This is a genomic window from Atopobium deltae (genome assembly GCF_001552785.1).
GTDB classification, from domain to species: Bacteria; Actinomycetota; Coriobacteriia; order Coriobacteriales; family Atopobiaceae; genus Atopobium; species Atopobium deltae.
This window is the reverse complement of the sequence record NZ_KQ959516.1, coordinates 104486-131481: the sequence shown is the minus strand read 5'-3', so window position 1 is coordinate 131481 and position 26996 is coordinate 104486. Positions and strand designations below refer to the sequence as shown.

Sequence of the window (26996 nt, the reverse complement as noted above, 5' to 3'; positions counted from 1 at the left end):
CGGATCACATCCTGCCTTTGGCGCCCACGCGCGTGTCGGATACGATGCGCCCGTCTTCAAGCGAAATAACGCGTGAAGCCATCAGCGCAACGTCCTCATCGTGGGTAATGATGACCAGCGTTTGGTCGAGCTCGCGGTTACTCGCACGAAGGAGCTGCATAATTTCGGCAGAATTTTTGCTATCGAGATTACCAGTGGGCTCGTCGGCCAACACAAGCGCTGGCTCGTTGAGCAGTGCGCGACCAATAGCAACGCGCTGCTGCTGGCCTCCCGAAAGCTGGTTGGGCAAGTGATGCTCATAGCCGTTGAGATTTAACGCATAAAGCAAGGTCTTGAGGCGCTGCTCATTAACCTTGCGGCCATCGAGGCGTACGGGCAGGGTAATGTTTTCGAGCGCTGTGAGCACGGGAATCAGATTGTAAAACTGGTATACCAGCCCGACCTCGCGGCGACGAAACACAGCAAGCTGTTCATCTGTGCGCGCATAAATGTCTTCTCCGTTAAGGTAAATGGTTCCCGATGTTGGTCTGTCGACACCGCCCATGAGGTGCATGAGCGTTGACTTTCCCGAGCCCGAGCTGCCGATGATAGCAACGAACTCGCCCTGTTGAATCTCGAAGCTCACATCATTGAGTGCTGTCGTCTTGTTTTGATCACTGCAATAGATTTTGCTGAGATGCTCGATACGAAGAAAACTCATTGCTCCTCCAAAATTGCCTGCTGCTTTTTGCGTGCTTGTGCTCGCGGCAAGATAGCTGTCCTAAACTAGCCATAAGTGTGACAGCCGTATCTGTCTGGCAGGTGACAACAGTGTGACAATTTAGTCATATACCTGTAGCGGTTGACACTTTTGCAATGTTTTGGCTGACACTTTTGCAATAACTTATAGCTTATTACGCCTACACGACGTTGCGATAAAAGGAAACATCAAAGCGCGCGCCGCACACAGAACCCTGCGCATCTCGTCTGTTGGATGCACGAATGGTGCCGTCTTGTGCATGAATCAGCGCTTGTGCAAGCGAAAGTCCAATGCCAACACCGCTTGGATTGACGGGACTTTCGGGGGAGGCGCTGGGGGAGGTGTTGGAATCGCCGCTAGAAGAGCCGTTAGGGGAGCTGTTTGCACCAGATCCAGCGCCCGTCGAAGTATGGCTGCGCCCACGATAAAAGCGTTCAAAAATGTGAGGCAGATCCTCGGAGGTAAAACCAGGCCCTGTATCTACAATGCTTATGCGACACGCTATGGGATCCTGCTTGGCGCTGATAGTGATAGTTCCCTGGGGTGGGGTATGTTCAATGCAATTCTTCAGGATGTTGCGCAGGGCTTCGCATGACCACGCGGCATCACCCTTAAAGTGTAAGCCCTCTTCGACATCAAGCTCGAGGCTAATGTTTTGCAAATCAAGACTGATTTCAAAGGGCAAAATCACGTCTCGCATGAGTTTCTCGACAGATACATCGCTGTGCGCCAAGGTAATGACACCCGCATCAATGCGCGCAAGGCGCAGCAGGCTTTCGATCAGCCACTGCATGCGATCAACGAGTTGTTGGCTATGGCGCACACGCCGCCGCAGATCATCAGTGTCGTTGCTTTTGCGCATAAGCTCCAGCTCGAGCCCGAGGGAGGTCATGGGCGTGCGCAACTGATGAGAAATGTCCGCCAGCGAATCAGCCAGCGATTGACGCTCGTGCAGCAGCTTTGTATTGACAACAGTGAGCTTGTTGAAGGTCTTATCGATTTGGTGCGCAAGCAGCGACAATTCACCCTCGTGCATATCGTTCATATTCAGGGAAGCCTCATCGTGCAGCGCCATGTCAATCCGCTCGATCAGGTGGTTAATGCGTTGCAAGCGCCACCATGCAAGGGCAAGCCCAATGGCACTTATCGCTAAGCAGATAAGCCCGCAGATAAGACCAGCGCGTCTGCCTGCATAGGCCCAAGCAAGCCATGTGCCTGCTAAGCTCACAAGGCAAGAGAAGAGTAACTGCAGCTTAAGAGACCTGTTGCGCAAAAAAAGTTCCATTAGGCGTTCCGCTCATTGCCAGCGTTGTGATGCGCGTCACTCCGTTCGGGAGAGAAGAAGGCCCCGCTGGCGTTAGTGCCCCCAGCATTACTGGGCGCTGGCGTTTTGTAACCACGCCCACGCACCGTAAGAATGAGTTCAGGCTCGGCGGGGTTATCTTCAAGCTTTTGACGTAGGCGTTTGATATACACCGAGATGGTATTATCGCCCACGTAGGCGTTCGCATCATCCCACAGCGCCTCGCGCATGGCTTCGCGCGTGACCAGCGCACCTGGTTTTGAGGCAAGGCACAAAAGCAGCCGATATTCGATGGCCGAAAGATCAATGTCTTTGCCCGCTTTGGTAACGCGCGCCTTGGCAAGGTCGATAAAAACGTCTTTGAGCTGCAGTATTGATTCTGTGTTAGGACGATTTCGGCGCAAGATGACGTGAATGCGGGCGAGAAGTTCTTTGGGTCGGAAGGGTTTTGCAATGTAGTCGTCTGCGCCCATGGCAAGTCCTGCAACGGTATTAAACTCGTCGCTCGAAGCGGTCAAAAATACGATGGGCAGCTTAGGGTTTTGCTCCTTGATAGCCGAGCAGGCGGCAAAACCATTGCCTTGCGCAAGACTGATATCCAACAGCACCAGGTCAAAGTGGTAGTTCGCATCGTAGGCAAGGCGAATGGCATCATTTTGCGTCGCGGAGCTTGTGACCTGCATGCCCTCGCGCTGCAAGAGTTCAGAAAGGCTGTGCACGATGTCATTATCGTCTTCGACCAACAATATATGTGCTTTCATGGTGCGACTCCGACTTCTCTGAACGATTCCGCTTCCTCTAGTCACTTCCTTTAGTGTATAGCAAAAGACAGATAAAACAGATTTCGACCAATAAAACAGGTTTAGCCGTTGGCAAATATGGGCATTTTTTAACGAGGCTTGGGTATTTAGCGTAGTGCTTGGAGTATGATTACGTAAAGGAGTGACTGTGTTTTTACAAGGAGGGAACACAGATCAAATAAGTGCTGTACGTGCGCTTGCCGCACGTGGAGGAGCAGCATTTTTGCACGTACGCGCAGCGAGTAACAACGCACGCGCGGCGCAACTGTGCGTCAAAAGGAGAGGAAATGGCAAGAACGTATAAATCCATGGACGGCAACGAAGCCGCTGCCTGGGTTTCGTATGCATTTACGGAGGTCGCGGGTATTTACCCGATTACTCCATCAAGCCCCATGGCTGATCATGTCGATCAGTGGGCAGCACATGGCTTAAAAAATATTTTTGGCACGCCCGTTAAGGTTGTAGAAATGCAATCCGAGGCAGGCGCCGCAGGTATGGTACATGGCGCACTTGGCGCTGGCGCCTTGACGACAACCTATACCGCTTCCCAGGGTCTTCTCCTCATGATCCCCAATATGTATAAAATCGCCGCAGAAGGTCTACCAGCTGTTTTTCATGTGAGTGCCCGTGCCGTCGCAACGCACGCCTTAAACATTTTTGGCGACCATTCCGACGTTATGGCCACTCGACAAACAGGGTTTGCCATTCTGTGTGAGGGCACCGTGCAAGAGGTTATGGATCTGTCGCCTGTGGCACACTTGTGCGCGATTGCTGGCAAGGTTCCGTTCCTCAACTTCTTCGATGGCTTTAGAACTTCGCACGAGATTCAAAAGATCGCGCGCTGGGATTTTGACGAGCTCGCCGAACTTATCGACATGGATACCGTCCAGGCGTTTCGCGATCACGCGCTCAATCCAGAGCATCCTGCAGCCCGTGGCGCGCATGAAAATAGCGACATTTTCTTCCAACACCGTGAAGCATGCAATAGCATTTATGCTGATTTACCTGCGCTTGTGCAGCAGTATATGGATAAAATCAACGCGCATTTGCATACGAATTATCACCTGTTTGATTACTATGGCGCGCCCGACGCTGACCGCGTGGTTGTCTGTATGGGCTCGTTCTGCGACACTCTTGAAGAGGTTATCGACTGGCTTAATGCGCATGGCGAGAAGGTCGGTCTTGTCAAGGTGCGTCTGTATCGCCCTTGGTCCGTGAAGGATTTTGTGGCAGCGCTTCCCGCATCGGTCAAAAAGGTGGCCGTGCTCGACCGCACCAAGGAGCCAGGCGCCATTGGTGAGCCTTTGTATCAGGATGTGTTGTCGGCGCTCTTTGAGTCGGGTCGCACGGATATTCAGGCCATCGGTGGCCGCTACGGCTTGGGCTCGAAGGACGAGCCTCCTGCGGCAGCTTTCTCGGTGTTCGAGGAGCTCAAAAAGGACGAGCCGAAGCGCGAATTTACCATTGGTATTGTTGACGATGTTACGCATCTGTCGCTGCCCATGGATCCTGATGCGCCCAACACCGCTGCTCCTGGCACCATCGAGTGCAAGTTCTGGGGCCTTGGCGGCGACGGTACTGTTGGTGCCAATAAGAACTCCATTAAGATCATCGGCGACCACACCGACAAATACGTGCAGGCCTACTTCCAGTACGACTCCAAAAAGACGGGTGGCGTCACCATTTCGCACCTTCGCTTTGGCGATAAGCCCATCCGCTCGACGTACTACGTCACCAAAGCAGACTTCGTCGCCTGCCATAATCCGAGCTACATTCTGAAGGGCTTCAAAATGCTGCGGGATGTCAAGCCTGGCGGTATCTTCCTGGTCAATTGCCAATGGACGGACGAAGAATTCGACAAGCATTTTCCTGTTAACGCTAAGCGCTATGCAGCGCAGAATAACATCTCAATTTATTTGATCGACGCTATTGATCTGGCGGCAAAGGTGGGCATGGGCAAGCGCACTAACACGGTGCTGCAGTCCGCATTCTTTGCTCTTGCGCATGTGCTGCCCGTTGACGAGGCTTTGAAGTATCTAAAAGATGCCGCTCAGAAGAGCTACGCTAAAAAAGGCCAGGCCATTGTTGAGGCCAACTGGAAAGCCATCGACGCTGGCGCTACCGCCTTCCGTAAATTTGAGGTTTCCGAAAGCTGGGCAAACGCGCAAGATGAACCCACGCGCCTGACTCTTAAGGGTCGCGCCGCCATTGTCGAGCAAGTCAAAAAATTGCTCATTCCCATCAACCTTATGGAAGGCGATTCGCTGCCCGTCTCGGCCTTTTCGAAGCATGTTGATGGTCAGTGGGAGCTGGGTGCTTCCCAATACGAGAAGCGCGGTACCGCTGTTATGGTGCCACATTGGGACGAGACCAAGTGCATCCAGTGCAACCAGTGCTCGTACGTCTGCCCGCACGCGACGATTCGCCCCTTCGTCTTAAACGAGGACGAGGTCGCGCTCGCTCCCGAACAAATGCGCATGCTCGATCTGAAGGTTCCCAAGAACACAGGCTATAAATTCGCCATTTCGATAAGCCCGCTCGATTGTATGGGCTGCCACAACTGCGCTAACATTTGCCCTGCTCATGCCCTCGAGATGACACCCGCAACGCAAGAGCAACAAGAGCAAGAGGTGTGGGACTTTGCGGTCGAGAAAGTCACACAAAAAGACGAACTCTTCACTTCTAAAAATGTCAGGGGATCGCAGTTCCACAAACCACTGCTTGAGTTCTCGGGTTCCTGCGCTGGCTGTGTCCAGACGAGCTATGCGCGCCTGATTACGCAGCTCTTTGGCGATCGCATGTACATATCCAATGCAACGGGCTGCTCGTCCATTTGGGGCAACCCCGCGGCGACCTCGCCCTTTACGACCACGGCCTGCGGCTTTGGCCCCGCGTGGAACAACTCGCTGTTCGAGGACAATGCTGAGCATGGCATGGGCTTTGAAGTTGGTTACGAGGCACAGCAAAACCGCCTGGTTGAAGCAACCAAACAGCTCATGGCTTCTGATGCCGTATCTGACGACTTCAGAACAGCGGCGCAAGAGTGGCTTGATACTCGCAACGATGCAGGTCGCTCACAGGATGTGTCGGCTGCCTATATCGAACAGTTACGCCTGAATAACTCCAAAGAAGCGCAAGCAATTCTTGCCGATAAGGCCTTCCTCTCGAAGAAATCCTTCTGGATCTTCGGTGGTGACGGTTGGGCTTACGACATCGGCTTTGGTGGCTTGGACCACGTGCTTGCGTCGGGTCGTAACGTCAATGTCTTTGTCTTTGATACCGAGGTCTATTCCAACACGGGTGGCCAGGCGTCGAAGGCATCCAACCTCGGACAGGTGGCACAATTTGCTGCAGCTGGTAAGGATGTCAAGAAGAAGTCTCTTGCCGAGTTGGCTATCAATTACGGTTATATTTACGTGGCACAAGTGGCTATGGGCGCCAACCAGGCGCAAACCCTCAAGGCCATTACCGAGGCCGAAGCCTACGATGGACCTTCTCTGATCATTGGGTACAGCACCTGCGAGATGCACTCCATTAAAGGCGGCGGTATGCAGTACTCTCAGGAAGAGATGAAGAAGGCTGTTGAGTGTGGCTACTGGAATCTCTTTAGGTTTAATCCCGACGCTGCGAAAGGTAAGAAGTTTACCCTTGACTCGAAGGCGCCAAAAGAGGGTTACCGTGACTTCCTCATGAACGAGGCTCGTTATGCGCGCCTCACACGCGAGTTCCCCGACCGCGCCGAAGAGCTCTTTGCCGCCAATGAGCAAGCGGCCATGGATCGCTACAACTACCTGGTCAAACTCAAGGAATTGTACGCCGATCTGTAGCGGCTAGCGCTGGCCACAACTAGTAAGCGCTTAAATTTGCGTATGTAAAAGCCTCTTGAAGCTGCTTGTCAGCTCCAAGAGGCTTTTGATGTTCGGGTGAGAAGGTCGCACGGCAAGAAGGCTGCTAGCCAAGAAGTTCGGTCAGCGGACCCTGTGCCAGAATTGTAATGTGATGCATAGCGCGGCTTATTGCGGTATACAGCCTTTTATGCGAAAGTTCGGAAGTATCGTACTGAGCCGCCTGTGCATCAGGAATAATGACGCCATCAAATTCGAGGCCTTTTGCAAGGGGTAAGGTGATAAGCACCACGCCTTGCGTGGGCAACTTCGTATTGTGTTTGACGACCACAACCTCATCATCTAGCTGTTTTTTAAGCCAGTGGACGCGGTTGGCATGCGCACATATGATGGCCGTCAGTCCTTCTTGCTCAGAAGCTTTGTGTACGGCTGTCCGCAGTGCAGTTAGGTAGTCCTCGTCGTTGTCGTAAGATGCAATGACAGGTTGTTCTCCGCGGCGGTGGACGGAGCTCAGGTGGCGTTGCTGATCGGGGCTCAACAAAGTGGCAAACAACTGTGTAATCTCTGGCGAAGAGCGATAACTTGTCGTGAGCTCGATCTTCTCGATAGAGCCATGGCTGCGCTCAAAAATGGACGTAAGCGTTGCAAAATCAGCGCCGTTGGGGAAAATGGCCTGTTGCTGGTCACCGAGTAGCATGAAGTGCGCACGCTTGAAATACAGCGCAAGAATCATGAGCTGCACCTGCGTATAATCCTGCACCTCGTCGATAAGAACGTAACGTGCATCTTTGGCATAGCTGCCCGTCAGCAACAGCATCAGATATAGCCATTCGGCGGCGCTCAAGTGATCGGTGTTCAGCAGGCGCATGCCTATGCGATCGATCTTGAGCCAGGCGCTTTTATCGATCTCGTCGTGCACGCTACCAAAGTTTTGGTCCACGTAGCGTTTTGCTATGGCGAGAAGCTCCTCGTCATTGGTGGGATTAATCGTTTCGCCAAAGAGCTCGACCTGCTCTTCAAGATCGAACGACATAATCTTTTCGTGTATGTCGGGATCCTTTGCGAGGCTTCTCAGGCGTTTATCAGCACGATCGTGCAACTCTTCTTTGACAAGGGTACAGAGCTTGGGGCCAGGCAAAAATTGCGAGAATTTGGCCACTGCTGAAGCGACAGATTTTGCCTTGAGGATGGTCATGCCACCCGCGCGCAAGTCCTTAAAGTCAGCTTCTTCAAAGCGAAGCTGGGGGAGTGCTTGCTCCAGCGCTTTTAGGCGCTGCACGTCGCCGTCAATACCTGAGTCTCTTTGCGATAAACCAAGATCAGCTATGAAATCTTTCCAGGTGAAAATATGTGGATTGGACTCGCCCAAAGAGGGAAGTACCTGGTCGATATAGTTTTGAAAAATGTGATTAGGCGTGAAGAGAAACACCTGCTCGGGGCGCAGCGTTTCGCGCTCGTTATAAAAAAGATAGGCAATGCGTTGCAGCAGCACCGAAGTCTTTCCCGATCCTGCGATGCCATCCACCAAAAGAACGGGCACGTCTTCATGGCGCACCACCTTATTTTGTTCGCGCTGAATGGTTGCGGTAATGGCCTGCAGTTTTTCGGAACGATGCTTCTTGAGTGTATTCAAAAGCATGCTGTCTTGAATTGCGACGCTCGTGTCGAAATAGTTAAGTAGCGTATCGCGCACGATGTCATATTGGCGTCGCAGGGTGAGGGTCACATTTCGTGTCTTGCCATTGACGACGTAGGAGGTCGGACCCATTTGCTGGTTGTAATAGGTTTCGGCAACGGGGCTGCGCCAATCAATAATAAGCGGACGTCGGGCACTGTCGGTTATGCCCGCGCCACCAATGTAGAGCGTGCGAGGCGGCTGCTCTGGGCGCATTTCCAGCTGCACCATAGCAAAATAGGGCTTTTGCAGTGCGAGTAAAATGCGACGGAGTTTATCGACAGAAAAATCGTGGTACTGATTGTAAGCGTCGATAACAGCATTGAGAGTTTCGATCGCTGCGAGGGTCTCCATCGTTTCGTCGGCACCACCAAAGTCAAGGCGCACTTCACTTGATAGGTCACGCAGGTCTTGAGCTGCGATTTTGTGGTTCTTTTCGAGCTCTTCATTCAGCTGCTCGTGAAGCTCTACCAAGGTTTGGTACGTCTTGGTGAGATGCGCTTGCTCAGCGGCAAAGACCTCGTCGTTACGTGGATCTTTGTCGGTATTCTCGGCAAACAAATCGTCGTTGGCGACGGTGGTGGCGTTGTCGGACTTGGTGGTGTCGCTGGCCGTGATGCCATTGGTGGCGTTTGTGACATTTGTGCTTGTGGCGTTTGTTTTGATGTCCGTCATACGTACTACTCCTCGCAGGCGTCCTCAATAAACTGTTTAAGCGTATCAAGCCCCTGCCCCGTTTGCGAGGACGTCACAACAAACGCAAGAGGATCAATACCAAACTGTTTTGCCAACAGCGCCGCCTGACTTTGTTGCTTGCTTTTGCTGAGTTTATCGGCCTTGGTCAGCGCTACGATAAAGGGAATTTGCTCCCCTCGTAAAAACTCCAGCATGTGTAGGTCAAGCTTTTGTGCCTCATGACGAATGTCGACCAGGCAAATCACAAGGTTAAAGCTACGATTTTGCCTAAAATACCCGTCGATAAGATCGGCCCAGCGCTGCCGCTCCTGCTTGCCCACTTTTGCAAAGCCATAGCCAGGTAAATCAACAAAGCGAACTCCGTCGGCCTCAAAGAAGTTGATGTTAGCGGTCTTGCCTGGTTGAGAAGACACGCGAGCAAGGGCCTTTCTTCCAAAAAGACAGTTCAACAAGGAAGACTTTCCGACGTTTGAGCGTCCCGCAAAGCTCACCTCGGGCATGGTTGACTCGGGGAGTTGCGCCACCGTGCCAAACGAGGCTTCATAACGGGCATGTTGATAGTTAATCGCCATAGCGTAATCCTTAGGTATGTGTCGCGTTACTGCACGCAGGTATTCTCATAAAAGCCTACACGATAATTGCAAAATACGGCAGAGCCTTCTTCTTGTGTTTTATCAAGATCCACATCTGCCCAAATGCCAAAGTCGCGATTGCCTTCGGGATCGCTAAAAATTTGGTGCACATGCCACAGATGCTGCGTCTGTTCGTCAGCGTCATCGATCTCCAAAAACACGTTCGAGCGCGCATCGCCATCGAGCAAAATCTCGTCGTAGCTGTCGTAGTAGCTGTCAAGTGCCTGCTGCCAGATCACTTCGCGCCAACCCCACTCGTAATCGAGCTCGCCGAGCTTGGCGATCTGGCGGCGTGCCGCCAAACGCACGCGCGCAAACAGCGCATTGCGTACGAGCAGGTAAACGCCGTGGCGATCGGCAACCACTGCATTGCGATCGGCGGGTGCGGCAAGTGAACCATCTGCCCAAATGCTGGATGCGTCACCAGACCACTCGTCAAGCAGGCTGGAGTCGGTCGTGCGCACAACGATGCTCAGCCAGCTCATGATGTCGTTGAGGCGTTCGTCATAAAACGACGGCGGAATGGTGTGAGCCAGCGTGCGGTATACATCACTCAAATAGCGCAGCAAAATGCCTTCTGCGCGCGCCAGTTTGTGCGTGCTGATGAAGGTCTTAAAGTCGCTGGCCGTCTCGACCATTTCGCGCATGATGCTTTTAGGCTCGAGCTTATAATCCGCAGCCCAGGGCACCTTTTCGCAGTAGCTCGCGAAGGCTTGGTCGAGCAGCTCCTTGAGTGGCTGTTCATACGTGATGTCCTGGATAAGCTCCATGCGCTCGTCAAAATCGACGCCCTGCGCTTTGAGCGTCTCGATGGCCTGCGAGCGCGCTTCTTTTTCTTGCGCGATCAAAATTTGTGTCGGGTTTTCGAGCGTGGCCTCAACCATGGAGATAAGATCGAGCGCGTAGCTAGGGCTTTCGGGGTCGAGTAGCTCAATCGCTGCAAGTAAAAATATCGAGAGTGGCTGCGAGAGCAAGAAATTCTCGGGTAGTTCGGTATGCAGTGTGTAGTTCGCGGGGCCGATAAGGGCGTGTGTGGACGCAGCGTCGTCGATTGCGGCCTCGCCGGTCTTCTCGACAGCGTCAAGCGGCTCGACACCGATGAGCTTCGCATCAAGCAGCGTCGCAAAAATTTCGTCAATGCGTGCGTGCAGACGCTGCTTTTGCTCATCCGTCTGGGCCGAAACGTCAATGAGTTCGTGCGTGCGCGTCCAGGCATCGCCGCCTTGCTGCACCTCCGCCAAAATCATGGCATTCGTGATGATCATGCGGGGCTTGAGTGCTTCTGGGGTGGCAGCAATGAGCTGGTCGAAGTGCGTTTTATTCCAGCTCACAAAGCCCTTGGGCGGCGTTGACGTTTTTATTTTGCGAAGCTTTTTGGGGTCGCCTGCCGCTTTACGCGCAGCGGTTGCGCGCTCGATGTCATACTCCGTTGCCTGCACGATGACGCGACCTTCGGTGTCAAAACCAGCACGTCCCGCACGACCTGCAATCTGATGAAACTCTCGAGCGTTTAAACGGCGCTGACGCTTGCCATCAAACTTGGCGAGCTGCGTGATCAAAACGGTATGAATGGGCACGTTAATGCCTACGCCAAGGGTATCGGTTCCGCAGATGACGGGAATCAGTCCCTTTTGCGCCAGGCGCTCGACCAGACGGCGATAGCGGGGGAGCATGCCTGCATGATGGACGCCCACGCCCATGAGCAGCAGGCGCTTGAGGGTTTTGCCGAAGGCCGTGCTGAAGTTCGTGTTTCGAATGTGGGCCTTGATGCGCTCACGTTGAGGCTTGTCCGAAACGCCGTAGCTTGCCAGCGCCTGCGCGCTTTTGACGGCTGCGGCCTGAGAAAAATGCACAATATACAAAGGGGCATCGCCGTTACGCAATGCCAGCTCAACGGTGGCCTCGAGCGGTGTTTCGACAAACTCATAGGACAGCGGCACGGGTCGCGGCGCATCTAAAATGCAATCACAGCTGCGATGCGTATGCTCCTCGAGCGAATACGCCAGATCGTTTACGTCGCCAAGCGTAGCGCTCATGAGCAAAAATTGAGCCTTGGTGAGTGCGAGTAGCGGAATCTGCCACGCCCAGCCGCGTTCGGGATCGCCGTAATAATGGAACTCATCCATGACGACGCAACCAATGTCGGCGGCTTCACCAAAGCGTAAGGCATCTTGGGCGAGAATTTCGGCGGTGCAGCAAATGATGGGTGCTTCGGAATTAATGACGACGTCACCCGTAATCATGCCTATGTTGTCTTTGCCAAAGACATCACACAAGGCGAAGAACTTCTCGGATACCAAAGCTTTGATAGGGGCAGTGTAGTAGGCGCGGCGATCGGTGCAAACCGCCATAAAGCACATGCCCATGGCGACCAGCGATTTTCCTGAGCCCGTGGGGGTGCCCAAAATGACGTGATCACCCGCGGCAATACTGAGAAGGGCGTCGAGCTGATGATCCCACGGTTCAAGATCCTGTTCGTGCACCCACTCGAGATACAAGTCCAGCGCTTCTTCGGGATCGATATTGGCAAAGGTTTCGTCATCGGGCCAAGGGATTTTTGCACCAAGACTCGCGGTATCGTCGGCGTCGTGTTCGGTATCGTTGGCGCCGACGGGTGCAGAAGCGCAGGTCTTCTCGTCAGCATCTGCCTCAGCCGTTGTTTTGGCGGCATTGTCGCTGGTATCGGCTGCATCTGTGATTGCCATGGGAGCTGCCTTTCGTATAGTAGTATGTATGTATCCTACCAAAGGATGAACATCCCACCAAAGGAGTGCATGATGGAAAAAATTGCAAGTTTTACCGTGGATCATTTGCGCCTCGAACCTGGCGTGTACCTGTCTCGCACAGATATTGATCCTGATACCAAGGCTTGTGTTACCACCTTTGACCTGCGTATGACAGCGCCCAACTGCGAACCCGTTATTAACACCGCTGAGCTGCATACCATCGAGCACATGGGCGCCACGTTTTTGCGTAATGATTCGCAGTGGGCAAGTCGCGTGGTCTACTTTGGCCCCATGGGTTGCCGCACGGGCTATTACCTCGTTGTTTTTGGTAACTATACATCACGCGATGTACTGGATCTGGTCATTCGCCTTTTTGAGTTTATCCGCGATTATGAGGGAGCGGTTCCTGGTGCTGCGGCGGCAGAATGCGGAAACTACCTCGATCAAAACCTCTCGATGGCGCAATTCCGCGCCAAAAAGTACTTAGACGATACCTTATACGGAATTGAAGAGAAGCACTTGCACTATTAACAGTACTATTGAAGTTAGTGTCGCTGCTGCATCACGTGAGTCAAGTGCGTTGTCGTGCCACCACAATGTGTTTTGTACCGCACTGTGTTGTGAGCTATCAACACTCACATTTTGGGTATGAGTGTAAGTAAGCGTATAAATCGAAGATCGAGATAAACGCCAAAGAGCGAGAGAAACGCCAGATAAAGCGAGAGGTGGGTCATATGCCTACGCAAGATTTACAACTGTATCATCGTCCAACTTGCCCGTATTGTGTCAAAGTACTGCGTTTTATCGAGCAGCATAACATGCATATTGAGCTGCATAATGTCAGCGAATCCGAAACCGATGCACGGTTTTTGGCCGAGAAGGGCGGCAAGTCGCAGGTTCCATGCCTGTTTATTGATGGCGAGCCGCTGTATGAATCTGACGACATTATTCAGTATCTCGATCGCGCCTTTGCGTAGTGGATGTTTGTGACGTGTCAGTTTCGTTATTGCAAGAGTTGCTCACAGAGGAGCGTCCGTCCGCGGGTGTGCCTACAGTGGCTGCGTCCACAACAGTTACGTCCGACGTACCCACGCGTCTCGACAAAGCGCTGGAGGATCTCGAGACCGTTGCAGATCAGCTTACTGCAACACAATGCGTTGATCTTCTCGAACGTGCCGCCGCCTTTGGTGATTTGGCTGTGTTGCAGCGCATATGGAAGCTTCTTGCACCCTTTGCGTATCCGTCTTGGGCACTTGCGCTTGCACTTCGCTGCGCCCACGAGGATTGTGCGCGCTGGCTTTTGCAGCAGGGGGTCGATTTGCTCGGCGAGGTGGATGCTTCCGTGCGCAAGCACATCGAAATGCTCCCACACGAAGAGGTCTTCACGCGTTTTGCGTTGACGCATTCAAGTCCGACGCTGTTTTTGAACCCCATGGATCCGACGCTGGCAACCGAGATTTTCGTGGCGTTCAACGGAAAAGAGCAGCTCCTTGGCGCACTCTACGTGCAGCCATTTGACCTGCGGCGTACTTGCGACTGTGTGTATCGCATCGCGTGCGACGGCCTGTTTGATGACGACGTTTTTGACGACATTTTTCGCGCCTGTTTGGTCCGCGCGTGGCACAGTGTGCGCCACAAAAACGAGCGCGACGACCGTACCGCCGATATCTGTTTTGACCTTGCGCAAAAACTGCTGCATATACGTGCCGAGAAGCTCAGTGTGGCTGCCGAGAAACCCAGCGTGTTTGGTGACATTGCTGCCGAGAAGTCCGACCGTACCGAGAAGCCCGACCACAGCGCACGAATCACACATATTATGGCATCGACGATCGTGCCTCGCGCTGATGAACGTGTGATGCAATTCGTGTGTGAGCATGCACCGCAGATTTTTTTGCAGCAGCTGCATGAGCTTGCGTGGCTTCGAGACGACGTGGCGCTTATCCAGCGCATGCTCAAGTTTTTGTCCCCCTCAAGCAATGTGGACGAAAACAATGCACTTCTGCAGCTTCTTGCGCGCCATGGCTGTGTAGCAGCCTTGCATCAACTTGAGCCGTGGATGAACACAACAATGGCTGACGCCTCCTCCACCACGCCACACACTACACCCGCATTCGACGAGCAGGCATTTGTGGATGCTATACAGCAGGCCTCCGAAGCGGGGTATGCCGAAGCCGCAACCTGGCTCTTGCGAAAAAAACAGGAGCTTTTTGCCGTGCCGGACCCCGACGATTTTTTGAATGATTTTTTACTCTAAAAAGGATGATGTATGAGTGAGGATCGCATAGATTTAGCACTGCGCATTGTGCAGCTCATACAGGCGAACCTTGTCGCGAATAACCATTTTTTGGCCGCTGCACTCGGGGCGCTCGACGTGCAAATGCACCAGCAAAAAACCTGTTTTGCCACCAACGGGCAGCAGCTGTTTGTCGATCCCAATCAGCTCATCGAGCTCTTTTCTCGAACGGGCGAGCTGCCTCTGCACGACTATATGCACGTGGTGGCGCACTGCCTATTTTTGCATCCTCTGATCGGCAAGCGCATTCATAGCCACGCCTGGAACCTTGCCTGCGATATTATCGCCGAAATGATTAGCAGCGACATTGTGGGCACTCGTCCAGGTGAGCGTGGCGAGAAGATCGACGAGCTGCTGAGCCTTCTTATGCGTCAAACCAACGCACAGCTGACGGCCGAGCGCTTGTATCACCACTTCACGCAGGCCCCGCAGGTCAGCGATACCTCCACGACTGATACAGCCCCATCCGCGCTGCACGAAGCCTATGTCAAGCAGCACGAGCAATGGGAAGCGCTCTGTTTTGTGGATGATCACGAGCTGTGGTACGACGCCCTGCGCACCCAACAAGACGCAGCGTCCAAACAAAAGCAGCCGCAAGTCCAACAAGCCAAGCAACCCCAACAAAAACAAAACGACGATTCCGCATCTCAAGAAGCTTCCAAACAGCAAGCGGCAAGTAACTTAACCAAAGAAGCCGACGACGCAGACGCAGACGATGCCGACCAACAAAAGCCGACCTTATCGGGTGTGCCTTCCGAACTCACCTTAACGGAAGCGCAAATGAAACGCGCTGAAAAAAACTGGTCGAACATCGCGCGCAATATGCGTGTTGACCTCGAAACTCTTTCGCGCCAGCGCGGATCCAAGCTACGCGAGCTTATCCATCAGCTGGAAGTCAGCCAACATGAGCAGTTGGATTATCGAGAGTTTTTGCGGCAATTTGCCAGCTATCAAGAGGAAATGCACGTATCGGATGATGAGTTTGATTATGTCTTTTACACCTATGGTTTGTCGTTGTATGACGACATGCCCCTTATCGAACCCTTGGAATATACCAACAAAAACAAAATTCGCGATTTTGTGATCGTCATCGACACCTCGAGCTCGGTTACGGGCAAAATTGTGCAATCGTTTGTGGATGCTACCTACGACGTGCTCTCGAGCACAGAATCGTTCTTCCAAAAGATCAACATCCACATCATTCAGTGTGACCTCGAGGTGCGTTCGGATACCAAAATTACGAGTCTCGGCGACATGAATCAGTGGCGCAAAAAAATCAAGCTTTCGGGTTTTGGCGGCACCGACTTTCGTCCCGCATTTCGCTACATTCAAAAACTTCGCCAGGCGGGAGAATTTGATGATTTAGCAGGCGTGATTTACTTTACCGACGGTTGGGGAATCTATCCTGAGTCCATGCCACCCTACAAAGTGGCGTTCGTCTTTTATGACGAGGACCACCGACCGGATTTGGTGCCTGCCTGGGCTATACAACTCACGATAAATTCAGGACAATGTGAATCAATGTCAGTCTATTAAGGATGATGGTATGAACATTAGTGAAGCAACACAGCAGGTAGAAGGTGCAATTAAGGCCTATTTATCCAAGGATGAGTTCGGTGCATATCGCATCCCCTTCAGAATGCAGCGCCCGCTGATTTTAATGGGCCCTCCAGGCATTGGCAAAACTGCTATTGTTGCGCAAATTGCCAAGCGTATGGACATCAATTTTGTGTCGTATTCCATCACGCATCACACGCGTCAGTCGGCGCTGGGCTTGCCCTATATCGATAAGGCCACGTTTGATGATCGAAGCTATCGAGTTTCTCGCTATACCATGAGCGAAATTATCGCCGCCGTACACGACAGTATCGAGCGGTCGGGTGTGCGCAGTGGCATCTTGTTTTTGGACGAGATCAACTGCGCCAGTGAGACCTTAATGCCTGCCATGCTGCAGTTTTTGCAGTATAAAACCTTCGGCCAGCATCGCCTTCCTGCAGGTTGGGTGATTGTGTGCGCTGGTAATCCTCCCGAGTACAATCGCTCGGCCCGCGAGTTTGACCCCGCTATGATGGACCGCATGAAGCGCATCGACATTGAGGCTGACCTCGAGGTATGGCTCAACTATGCCGTGGCGCATGGCGTGCACCCCGTCATCACGACGTTTTTGGCCAACAAACCCGATTCGTTTTACAAGGTTCGCGCCGTCTCGGGTGGCGCTCGCATCGTCACCGCCCGCGGTTGGGAAGACCTTTCGCGCATCATTTATGCCTACGACGCCGAGAAGCTCCCCGTCGATTTGAACCTTGTCTCGCAGTACATTCAGGATCAGCGCATCGCCGAGGACTTCTCGATTTATCTTGATTTGTTCCGCAAATATGAGGATGACTATAAGGTCGACGAAATTCTCGAGAAGACCGTGAGTAAAGACATCGTCCTGCGTGCGCAAAATGCTGCCTTTGCCGAGCGCCTCGCGGTTGTTAATCTGCTCATACATGCCCTGCTTCTGGAAGTGCATGCGCAACAGCGCTTTGAGCAGGCCTGTCGAGGCGTCAAGCGCAACTTGCAAGATTTGCAAGAACAGTTGGTTGATGTGGATGCTACTGCCTTGTGCCATCGCATTGATGACCTTGCGCATACTGCTACAAGCCAGCTTGCACAACTGAAATCCGAGGGTAAAATCGATGCTGCTACGCTTGAGCTGATGAGCAAAACCGCTGCTATTCTCGACGAGATTCGCGCCAGTACTAACCAGGCGTTGATTCAGACGGGTACGGCTGCTGCGACAACGCAAGGCTTGTTTGAGGTTATTAAGGCGAGCTTCGCTTCGATTTGCAAGCGCATGGCGACTGATGCGCAGCAGGTATCGGCCCATGTTGATGCGGCGCTGGCATTTGTGGATACCGCTTTTGGCAGTGCGCAGGAGATGCTCGTTATGGTCAGTCGTCTGTCGTGTGATCACAGCTTCATGTCGTTTGTGTCGGCGCATCCCATTGAGGCGTTCACGCGCGCGAGCAAAGCGCTGATGTTTGAAGAGCGCGGCCTCGAGCTTTTGAAGGAGGCGCGCCAAGCGTAAACTACGCTTGCATAGCGCATGCGACTGTTCAGAGAAAAGAGGGGATACGCACCGCCCAAGCGTGGTATAAGTTTGTTGAATATATGTATGAGGCTCGCTAGAAAAACTATGGATCCATCCATAGTCATCCCTAGTAAACTTTGTATATGTACGCTGTCTATAAACCTTTGTAGAAAGGAAACAATATGGCCTGCACTACGATTTTGGTAGGTAAAAATGCCTCTTTGGATGGCTCTACCATTATTGCTCGCAACGAGGATTCAGGCTCTGACGAGTTTTGTCCTAAGAAATTCTTGGTGGTTCAACCCGCCGACCAACCTCGTACGTACACCAGTGTTCTGAGTCATGTAACGGTGCAACTCCCCGACAACCCCATGCGTTACACCTCAGTTCCCGAGGCTGTTGATGGCCACGGGCTTTGGGCAGCGGCTGGCGTTAACGAGAAAAACATCGGCATGACCGCAACCGAAACCATCACCTCCAACGAGCGTGTTTTGGGTGCAGATCCTTTGGTTGAGTACCACGCCGCACAGGGCAAACCTGGCGACGCCGACTACACCCCCGAGGTCATCGGCGGTATTGGCGAAGAGGACATGGTGACGCTGGTATTGCCCTACATCACCTCCGCCCGCGATGGCGTAAAGCGCCTTGGTGCTCTTCTTGAGCAGTACGGCACCTACGAGATGAATGGCATCGCGTTTTCGGACACCAACGAGATTTGGTGGCTCGAGACCATTGGTGGTCACCACTGGATGGCTCGCCGCGTTCCCGATGACATGTATGTAACCATGCCCAACCAGCTGGGCATTGACGCCTTCGACCTCACCGATGCAGAAGGCGAGCAGAAGTGCTTCATGGCCAGCGCTGACCTGCGCGAGTTTATCCAGAAGTATCGCCTCGATAAGCTCGATGAGAATAGCCGCGCAAGCATTGGCTGGATCGAGTCCGAGTTTGAAGAGGCAGAAGATCATACCCTTTTCAACCCTCGTCTTGCGTTTGGCAGCAGGACCGACGCCGACCGCGTGTACAACTCGCCTCGTGCCTGGAACATGCACCGCGTGCTGAATCCCCACATGGACTGGGAAAACCACGGTTCTGGCTGGCTTCCCGAGGACGATGACATTCCTTGGTGCCTCGAGCCCGAGAACCCCATCACCATTGAGGACGTTAAGTATGTGCTGTCCCTGCACTTCCAGGGCACTCCATACGATCCATACGCGCACTACGGCGATCCTTCGCAGCGCGGTAAGTATCGTCCCATTGGTATTAATCGCAATGGTGAGCTTCTGGTTATTCAGCTTCGTCCGTACGTACCCGAGGCCATTGCTGCAGTTCAGTGGCTTGCTTACGGCAGCAACACCTACAACGTGTTGGTACCTTTGTACGCAAACACCAATGCCAACCCCGAGTACATTTCCAACACGACAAAGCGTGTAACTTCCGAGAGCTTCTACTGGGCCAACCGTCTTGTTGCCGCGATGGCCGACGCTCACTTTAACGAGTGCGCCACTCATATCGAGCGTTATCAGGAGACCTACGGTGCTATGGGTCGTCACTTTGTCTACAAGTTTGATGACGAGATTACCAAGGCGGGCTTGGGCTACGACCAGGCAGCTGGCGAGCTAGCAAAGGCCAACCAGGAGATCGTCGACGCGCTGAAGAAGCAAACCGACGAACTTCTCGACAATGTCTTGTTGACAGCGAGCTTCAACATGAAGAACGGTTATGCACGTTCCGATGCATAACATGGGTGATTAACAGGGCAAACACAACAAGAAGAACAGGACGAGCAAGTGAGGTATCCGCAACCACTCGCTCAATCGGGCTCGATAGCAGTTGTGGCACCATCGTTTGGAGCGACAACTGAGCCGTATGTTTCGGCACTTGCTTCTGCTTATCAACAATGGCGTGCGCAGGGTTATTCCATTAAGGAGTGGCCCTGCGTTCGTGTATCTGATGGAGTGGGAATTTCTTCGACGCCTGCGCGCTGCGCCGCAGAGCTCATGGATGCTTATGGCGATCCAGCCTCTGAGGTGCTGCTGTCTGCGGGCGGTGGAGAGCTCATGTGCGAACTGCTGCCGTATCTCGATTTTGAGCGACTTACAAACGATCCCGCAACATGGTTTATGGGCTATTCCGATAACACCAACTTTGGCTTTTTGTTGCCAACGTTGTGTGATGTAGCCTCGATCTATGCACCGTGTGCACCCAGTTTTGGTATGCGCCCTTGGCATGCCTCGCTGCATGATGCCTTCGCACTGCTTGGTCTTGGAGCTGGTGACAGTGTGCGCGTGCATTCCTATGATGGTTGGGAGCTGCAATCGCTTAAAAGTGCAGAGCATCCACTGGTGCCCTATAACGCTGTCGAGAAGCCCAGCGTACAAAGTTATAGCGCCGCTCGGTTTGATGCTGCTGCGTGCCCGTCTGTGGATGCTGCTGCCTGTGATGGCACGCCTGGTGGCAACGACGTTGTGCAGATGCAGGGACGACTACTGGGCGGCTGTCTCGATATTCTCATCAATCTTTGTGGCACGCGTTTTGATGAGGTTGCTCGTTTTAACAAACGTTATGCTTCCGATGGAGTCATCTGGTTTTTGGAGGCCTGTGATCTGGGACCTTTGCAGGTGCGTCGCGCACTGTGGCAGCTTGCACAAGCTGGCTGGTTTGACATAGCAGCAGGATTTATGGTGGGGCGACCGTATCGTTATGATGAGTGTCAAATGGGTATGACTCAAAATCGTGCAGTTCTCGATAGTTTGTATGAATTGGGTATACAACAACCAATCATTATCAATGCAGATATAGGCCATCTACCTCCTATGATGCCGCTTATCTGCGGAAGTTATGCAAGGGTTGCTGCACATAAGGGGCGCATAAGCGTTACCATGGAGCTGGTGTAATTCGGTGGCTTGTTAGCGAGCTGTGCTGCCGCAGCGCACGGTAGGTTGTTCGGCTCACGGCAGCGTATCGCCGTGTTTTTGAGGATGGTTGTATGAGTAAGGTTCTTGTAGCAATGAGTGGCGGTGTTGACTCTTCGGTCGCAGCGCAGCTTTTGCTTGAACAAGGACACCAATGCATTGGTGCGACGATGATGCTGGCGCGTAACAGCACCTGCTGTCGTCTTGAAGATGCCATTGATGCAAAATCAGTGTGCATCAAGCTTGGCATACCTCATCTGACCTTTGATTTAACACGTGAATTTGACGAAACGGTTATCAAGCGTTTTGTGGAAGGCTATGTTCAGGGTGCGACACCCAATCCGTGCATTCAATGCAATCGCTGGCTTAAATTTGGCCTGCTGTGGCAGCGTGCGCAGGCGCTTGGCTGCCAGTATATTGCGACGGGTCATTATGCTCGTACTGCGCGCGATAGTCAAGGCGTGATGCAGCTCTACACTGCGGTTGATATTCAGAAGGACCAAAGTTATGTGTTGTATCCTTCGGTTCCCGAGGTGCTCGAGCATTTGCTGCTGCCTTTAGGCGAATTCAAAACAAAAGACGAAGTTCGCGCCATTGCCGAGCGCTGTGGTTTTGATAATGCGCACAAGCACGATAGCCAGGACATTTGCTTTGTGCCCGATGGCAACTATGCTGGTTTTTTGGAGCGGCAAAAGGGAGTGGTTGCCAAAGAGGGCAATATCGTCGACAGTGCAGGAAATGTCCTTGGTAAGCACAAAGGCATCTTCCACTACACGATTGGCCAGCGCAAGGGACTTAACATTGCTGCAGGTAAACGCATTTATGTGGTCGATATTAATCCCGTGACCAACACCATTGTGGTGGGGCCAGCCGAAGAGCTTATGGCCAGCGATTTTGATGCGGTGCAGGCGTTGTGGCCCTCGGGCGTTTCCGAGGATGTCATTCATGCTGACGCTGTGGTTTCGTATCATGGGCGTCGTCATCCAGCCACGATTACCAAGACGGGTGCATCGAGTTTTCACGTGCACACTGACGAACCTATTCGCGCGATTGCACCAGGGCAATCCGTTGTGATTTACGATAAGGATCGCCTCGTTTGTGGCGGCATCATTATAAAGAGGGGCTATGTACTCACTTAAAACAGAGAGCGCCTTTGATTCAGCGCATTTTTTAACCGATTACTATGGCAAGTGCGAAAACCTCCACGGCCACCGCTGGCGGGTGGTGGTTTACCTGCGCTGCGATGAGCTGCAACAAGCAGGCACGATGAAGGACATGGTTATGGACTTTGGCGTGTTTAAGCGGGAGGTTCGCGCTCTGGCAAAAACCCTCGACCATACGCTGCTGCTCGAGAAAAACTCGCTGAGCCCCGCAACCGTTGCATGCCTCGAAGCGGAGGGCTTCTCGATAACCACCTTGCCTTTCCGTACGACCGCCGAAAATCTGGCACGCTATTTTGCCGAGAAACTCATCGAGAAAAAACTTCCCGTTGCGCAAGTAGATATGTACGAAACGCCCCTTAATTGCGCGACCTATACGTGTGATAATAACAGTGGTGCGAGCGGTGCCGATGGCGTATCGAGCGCGCACGATGCTGCGTGCGGTGCCGACGCAACGTCTGCCGCGACAAACGAAAAGGGGACACGATGATGCAGGAAAAATTGCAAGGCGTCAACCTTGATGGGTGGCTCATGCTTGAGCCGTGGGTCACGCCCGAGCTTTTTTCTCAGACGTCAACCCTCGACCCCATTTCTCTTGCGAATAAGCTGGGCAAAGACGCCTACTGCGAGCTCGTACAAAAGCACGTACAAAGCTTCATCACTGAGGCCGATTTTAAGCAGATCGCCGATCGTGGCTATAATGCGGTGCGTCTGCCCATTCCGTGGCACATTTTTGGCGAAGACGGTCCGCTCGCGGGCTTTCACGCTTCGTATATCGAGTATGTCGATAAGGCCTTCGATTGGGCTAGCAAGTACAAGCTCAACATTTTGCTCACCATTGCGCTTGCGCCCGGTGCCGAGAAGAGCTGTCATTCGTTTCGCATGAAGACCGACTTTACTCCCGCTCGCCGTCGTGCGCTCATACAGATTGCAGGTATGTTGGCTGCCCGTTATGTTGGTCGTACGGCGTTCTTTGGCATTGAGCCACTCAACGAAGTGGTAACCATGCGTCGTGTGGGACTTTCGGTGGAGCCAGGACTGCCCTTATCGCACCTGCGCAATTTGTATCGCGACCTCTATGCCGAAATTCGTCGCTGCGCCGGCAATGGCTCCGTAATCGTATTTTCGGATGCGGGACGCCACGCCAACTGGAAGTATTTTATGGCAGCAAAACGCTACGAGCGCGTCTGGCTCGATACGCATCTGTATCGTCCTGGCACTATTTCGGCAGCGTTTGGCAATGCCAGTGCTTCCCAGTTATTGAGTGCAAGTCGCCAAGCCCTCGCGCAAGCGCACACGAGCGGTCTTCCCGTGATGGTGGGCGAGTGGTCTGCGGCAATCGCAACTGCTACCAAAGGCATGACACCTGAGGGACGCGTTGCACAAGAGCGCTTATTTGTGGCACAGCAAATCAATTTGCTTTCGGTGTGCCCTGCATGGTTCTTTCAAACCTGGAAGACCTCCAATAGATTATCTGCCTGGGATGCTCGCGTGGCACTCGCCAATTTTGAGCGCGCGATGCTGAAATAGGACCTGTGGCATGCTTTCTGTGGTAGGAACACCCATCGGTAATCTTTCGGATGCAGCGCCTCGTGTAATACAGACGCTGCACGCCGCTGACCTTGTCTTATGCGAGGACACGCGCGTCACGTCCAAGCTTTTGCATTATTTTGATATTGAAACGCCGCTTATGCGCTGTGATGAGCATGTAATTGCGTCGCGCGTGCCTCAGATCTTATCAAAATTGGAAGCGGGGCAGCATATTGCCTTTGTTTCCGATGCGGGCATGCCTGCGATTTCGGATCCTGGGCAGCGCTTGGTTGATGCTGCCTTGGACGCGGGCTTCAAAACCGAAGTGATACCTGGACCTTCGGCGGTGACCTGTGCGTTGGTTGCCTCAGGTCTTGCCGTGCAGTACTTCTTTTTTGAAGGCTTTTTGCCGCGCAAAATATCCGAACAAACACGTCGCTTACAGATGCTCGCGACCATTCCAGGAGCGCTTGTGATTTATGAATCGCCACGTCGTGTGAAAAAAACGTTGGACGCCATCGCTGGGGTGTATCCGCATCGTCGTGTGGCGCTCGTGCGCGAGCTCACCAAGCTGCACGAAGAAGTGGTTCGCGAAAAGGCGCCTGTATTAGCGCAGCTCATAGCAGGCCGAGAAGACCTTCGCGGTGAGTGCGTCATCGTCATTGAGGCGCCGACAGAAGCTGAGGCGCGCGAGGTTAGCATCGTGGGAGCTACACCCGCTTCAGTCGAAGATGTCATAGCGCGTGGTCTTCTCGATAATATGGCGCCGTCAGCGTTGGCAAAAATGGTGGCGCAACAATGTGGAATATCGCGCTCGCAAGCATATGATCGCATCGTGAAGTACAATCAAGAATCTTGAGTATTTGAGTTTGAGTATTTGAATCTGAGGAGAAGTAGGTATGGCGCACGCAAAGCCGTTTTACATCACAACCCCCATTTACTACGTCAATGCGGCCCCTCATTTGGGGACCGCTTACTGCACGATTTTGTGCGATGTGCAGGCGCGTTATCGTCGGGCGATGGGCTACGATGTCAAATTTTTGACGGGCATGGACGAGCATGGGCAAAAGGTTGCCGAAGCTGCGCAAGCGCATGGCCTTTCTCCGCAGGCGTGGTGCGATAGCCAGGCACCGCTGTTCAAAAATTTGTGGGAGCAACTCGAGATTTCGATGGATGATTTTATCCGTACGACCGAGCCTCGTCAGTACAAAGCTGTCCAGCACCTCTGGAATAAAATGAAAGACTCGGGCTTTTTGTATAAGGGCAGCTACGATGGGTGGTATTGCGTCCCCGAGGAGACTTACTTTACCGAAAATCAGGTTCGCAAATCCGATGAAGAACATCACACGCAGCATCAGCATCTGTGCCCCGATTGTGGCAGGCCTCTGCAGCGCGTACAGGAGGAGTCATACTTCTTCAAGCTTTCAGCGTTTCAGGATAAGCTCTTGGCGCTCTATGATGAGCATCCCGACTTTGTGCAGCCTGCATTTCGCATGAATGAGGTGCGCAGCTTTGTAGCGGGCGGCTTGCAGGATTTGTCCGTTTCGCGTACGAGCTTTGATTGGGGCGTGCCCGTACCATTTGACGAGAAACACGTCACCTACGTGTGGTTTGATGCCTTGCTCAACTACATGACTGCCGTTGGCTACGGACAGGATGGCACCGACGCTGCTTGCGAATTTGCCCTGCGTTGGCCCGCTGACTATCACGTGGTTGGCAAAGACATCATCCGCTTTCACTGTGTCATTTGGCCTGCCATGTTGATGGCGCTCGGCGAGGCGCTGCCCAAGCACGTCTTTGCGCATGGCTTTTTGACGGTACGCAATCCGGAGACGGGCGCTGCCGAGAAGATGTCAAAGAGTCGTGGCAATGCCATCGCGCCCGCCGATGTTATCGATCTGTTGGGCATCGAGGGTTACCGCTACTACTTCATGACCGACGTCATTCACGGAGAAGATTCCGCGATTAGTTTTGAGCGCATGGAGCAGGTCTACAATGCCGACTTGGCCAATAGCTGGGGTAACTTGGTATCTCGCAGCTTGACGATGAGTGCCAAATATTTTGACGGAAAAACGCCCGAACTTGGCGAGTGGGCTTCTCACGAGAATGTCTTGCGCGACTGTGCGTCAGCTGCGGTTCCGCGCTACCGTGAATCCATGGAGCGCATGGATTATGTGGGCGCCAAAAATGCAGTGATGGAACTCATCCACGCCGCAAACCTCTACATTGAGCAATCGGCTCCATGGAACGTTGCCAAAGATGAAGCTAGACGTGGCGAGCTCGTCGATATTATCGCCAATCTGCTGGAATCGATCCGCATTAGCGCGCATTTGCTCATGCCTTTTATGCCGCAAACTTCGGCCGAGACGCTTCGTCGCATGGGGCTAGAGGAGCAAGTCGCAAGTACCGACTTGGTGGAGGTCTGCGCTTGGGGCGGTCTTGTGTCGCAGCGTGAGGTGATTAAGGGAGAAGCCCTGTTCCCGCGTCTGAGCAGCCACAAGGAGTAGCGATGGCAGACCGACAAGTGTCCAACTCGTCTGCGACGACTGCACAACAGGCGCCTGCCCAGTGGGTTGCTGCTCAGCAAGGGTCCGCCCAGCAAGGATCTGCCATAAAACTTGCGACGCCGTCGGGCACGCGCGAGGTGCTTGAGGTCTTTGGTCTGGCAACAAAAAAGCGCCTTGGGCAAAACTTTTTGGTAAACGAAGCGATTGTCGAGAAGATCTGTGATCTTGCCGACATGGACCCCAATTCGAGTTGCGTGCTCGAGGTTGGTCCTGGGATTGGAACTTTGACACAAGCGCTGCTTGCGAGGTCGCGAGCAGTTGTTTCGATCGAAGCCGATAAGAATCTCAAGCCCGTGTATGGGCTTACGTTGGCACCTTGGCTCGACAAGTTTGCACTGCTTGAGGGCGATGCGCTGAAGGTGAGTGCCGACGATGTTCGCTCGGCATTTTGCACACTTCTGTCGTCCGAGATATCTGGTGCCGCGCCACTCGCTACCACACCCGCTCCATCGATGTTTGTTGCCAATTTGCCCTATAAGGTGGCGGCAACGGTACTCCTCAAGTTTATAAGAGAGTTTTTGAGTTTGTCTCGCGCAGTCGTGATGGTACAGGCGGAAGTGGCCGATCGAATAGCAGCTGTACCTGGCACCAAGACCTATGGTGCCTATACGGTGAAGTTGCAGCTCTATTCCAAGGTCACGGGCCGTTTTGAGGTTGGCCCTCACAACTTTTTCCCGCCACCACGTGTGAATTCTGCGGTGGTGCGCCTTGATCGACAGCTTCGTAAAGACCCGTACACAGGAAAGACCTTATCGTCAGATGATCTGAGCTGTGTCACCCGACTCGTGGACGCAGCTTTTGCACAACGCCGCAAGACCCTGCGTAACTGTTTGTACACTGCGGGGTATGTGCCTGAGCTTGTGGAATACGCTTGTGAGGAAACATCAATAGAACCAACACTTCGCGCGGAAGCACTTTCGGTTGACGATTTTATTCGCCTCGCACTGACAATGCGCAACGCCGTTGTTGCCGCAGCCGACGTTGTGAGTCGCAACCTGACGCCGTTGTCACAACAAAAGCATGTCAAGTAATACGAAGG

The 26996-nt window shown here is 53.1% G+C and carries 19 protein-coding genes and 1 pseudogene; 14 read left to right on the top strand and 6 right to left on the bottom strand.

Annotated features, from left to right (window positions below):
* Positions 1 to 4: 4 nt before the first annotated feature.
* The 3 genes from HMPREF3192_RS05780 to HMPREF3192_RS05770 form a co-directional block, all read right to left on the bottom strand.
* Positions 5 to 700 carry an ABC transporter ATP-binding protein gene (locus HMPREF3192_RS05780; RefSeq protein WP_066306336.1) on the bottom strand — a complete coding sequence of 232 codons (696 nt, stop codon included), beginning with the start codon at positions 698 to 700 and terminating at the stop codon, positions 5 to 7.
* Between the two features lie 199 nt (positions 701 to 899).
* Complete coding sequence (locus HMPREF3192_RS05775) at positions 900 to 2024, bottom strand: sensor histidine kinase (protein WP_066306334.1); 1125 nt, start codon at positions 2022 to 2024, stop codon at positions 900 to 902.
* Positions 2024 to 2803, bottom strand: coding sequence for a response regulator transcription factor (locus tag HMPREF3192_RS05770; protein ID WP_082715687.1), 780 nt, complete (start codon positions 2801 to 2803; stop codon positions 2024 to 2026). Before HMPREF3192_RS05770 ends, HMPREF3192_RS05775 begins: the two co-directional genes overlap by 1 nt.
* Positions 2804 to 3129: 326 nt before the next feature.
* Between HMPREF3192_RS05770 and nifJ the strand changes: the two genes are divergently transcribed.
* On the top strand, positions 3130 to 6669 hold the full coding sequence (gene nifJ, locus HMPREF3192_RS05765) for a pyruvate:ferredoxin (flavodoxin) oxidoreductase (RefSeq protein WP_066306332.1): 3540 nt from the start codon (positions 3130 to 3132) through the stop codon (positions 6667 to 6669).
* 124 nt (positions 6670 to 6793) lie between these two features.
* On the opposite strand, the gene HMPREF3192_RS05760 is transcribed toward nifJ, so the two are convergent.
* The 3 genes from HMPREF3192_RS05760 to HMPREF3192_RS05750 are packed head-to-tail and all read right to left on the bottom strand — an operon-like array spanning position 6794 to position 12395.
* Positions 6794 to 9037: a HelD family protein gene (locus HMPREF3192_RS05760; RefSeq protein ID WP_082715686.1), complete on the bottom strand. Its 2244-nt coding sequence runs from the start codon at positions 9035 to 9037 to the stop codon at positions 6794 to 6796.
* Between the two features lie 5 nt (positions 9038 to 9042).
* Positions 9043 to 9630 carry a ribosome biogenesis GTP-binding protein YihA/YsxC gene (yihA, locus tag HMPREF3192_RS05755; RefSeq protein ID WP_066306330.1) on the bottom strand — a complete coding sequence of 196 codons (588 nt, stop codon included), beginning with the start codon at positions 9628 to 9630 and terminating at the stop codon, positions 9043 to 9045.
* Between the two features lie 26 nt (positions 9631 to 9656).
* The gene (locus HMPREF3192_RS05750; protein ID WP_082715685.1) at positions 9657 to 12395 is read right to left on the bottom strand and encodes a DEAD/DEAH box helicase; all 2739 of its coding nucleotides are present in this window, start codon (positions 12393 to 12395) and stop codon (positions 9657 to 9659) included.
* 72 nt (positions 12396 to 12467) lie between these two features.
* Here HMPREF3192_RS05750 and HMPREF3192_RS05745 point away from each other — a divergent pair, with 72 nt between their 5' ends.
* The 13 genes and pseudogenes from HMPREF3192_RS05745 (at position 12468) to rsmA (ending at position 26988) form a co-directional block, all read left to right on the top strand.
* Positions 12468 to 12947, top strand: coding sequence for an S-ribosylhomocysteine lyase (locus HMPREF3192_RS05745; protein WP_066306324.1), 480 nt, complete (start codon positions 12468 to 12470; stop codon positions 12945 to 12947).
* A gap of 203 nt (positions 12948 to 13150) precedes the next feature.
* Positions 13151 to 13393, top strand: a complete 243-nt coding sequence (locus HMPREF3192_RS05740) for a glutaredoxin family protein (RefSeq protein ID WP_066306322.1) — start codon at positions 13151 to 13153, stop codon at positions 13391 to 13393.
* A 14-nt stretch (positions 13394 to 13407) separates the two neighbouring features.
* Complete coding sequence (locus HMPREF3192_RS05735; RefSeq protein WP_156422894.1) at positions 13408 to 14670, top strand: hypothetical protein; 1263 nt, start codon at positions 13408 to 13410, stop codon at positions 14668 to 14670.
* Between the two features lie 12 nt (positions 14671 to 14682).
* On the top strand, positions 14683 to 16245 hold the full coding sequence (locus HMPREF3192_RS05730; RefSeq protein ID WP_066306318.1) for a vWA domain-containing protein: 1563 nt from the start codon (positions 14683 to 14685) through the stop codon (positions 16243 to 16245).
* A gap of 10 nt (positions 16246 to 16255) precedes the next feature.
* Complete coding sequence (locus tag HMPREF3192_RS05725; RefSeq protein WP_066306317.1) at positions 16256 to 17782, top strand: AAA family ATPase; 1527 nt, start codon at positions 16256 to 16258, stop codon at positions 17780 to 17782.
* Between the two features lie 185 nt (positions 17783 to 17967).
* Entirely contained in the window at positions 17968 to 19527 is a 1560-nt protein-coding gene (locus tag HMPREF3192_RS05720) for a C69 family dipeptidase (protein WP_066306316.1), read from the top strand.
* Positions 19528 to 19620: 93 nt separating this feature from the next.
* The gene (locus tag HMPREF3192_RS05715; protein WP_197414582.1) at positions 19621 to 20682 is read left to right on the top strand and encodes an LD-carboxypeptidase; all 1062 of its coding nucleotides are present in this window, start codon (positions 19621 to 19623) and stop codon (positions 20680 to 20682) included.
* An 86-nt stretch (positions 20683 to 20768) separates the two neighbouring features.
* Positions 20769 to 21839 (top strand): annotated as a pseudogene (gene mnmA / locus HMPREF3192_RS05710) (tRNA 2-thiouridine(34) synthase MnmA); the annotation flags it as partial.
* Positions 21826 to 22350, top strand: a complete 525-nt coding sequence (locus HMPREF3192_RS05705; RefSeq protein ID WP_082715684.1) for a 6-pyruvoyl trahydropterin synthase family protein — start codon at positions 21826 to 21828, stop codon at positions 22348 to 22350. The pseudogene mnmA and the gene HMPREF3192_RS05705, both read left to right, overlap by 14 nt.
* Positions 22347 to 23390 carry a glycoside hydrolase family 5 protein gene (locus HMPREF3192_RS05700; protein WP_066306311.1) on the top strand — a complete coding sequence of 348 codons (1044 nt, stop codon included), beginning with the start codon at positions 22347 to 22349 and terminating at the stop codon, positions 23388 to 23390. The genes HMPREF3192_RS05705 and HMPREF3192_RS05700 overlap by 4 nt, the downstream gene beginning before the upstream one ends.
* A gap of 10 nt (positions 23391 to 23400) precedes the next feature.
* Positions 23401 to 24249 (top strand): 16S rRNA (cytidine(1402)-2'-O)-methyltransferase, encoded by an 849-nt coding sequence (gene rsmI, locus HMPREF3192_RS05695; protein ID WP_066306310.1) that lies wholly within the window; start codon positions 23401 to 23403, stop codon positions 24247 to 24249.
* 40 nt (positions 24250 to 24289) lie between these two features.
* Entirely contained in the window at positions 24290 to 25897 is a 1608-nt protein-coding gene (gene metG, locus HMPREF3192_RS05690; RefSeq protein WP_066306307.1) for a methionine--tRNA ligase, read from the top strand.
* A 2-nt stretch (positions 25898 to 25899) separates the two neighbouring features.
* Positions 25900 to 26988: a 16S rRNA (adenine(1518)-N(6)/adenine(1519)-N(6))-dimethyltransferase RsmA gene (gene rsmA / locus HMPREF3192_RS05685; RefSeq protein WP_082715683.1), complete on the top strand. Its 1089-nt coding sequence runs from the start codon at positions 25900 to 25902 to the stop codon at positions 26986 to 26988.
* Positions 26989 to 26996 lie beyond the last annotated feature (8 nt).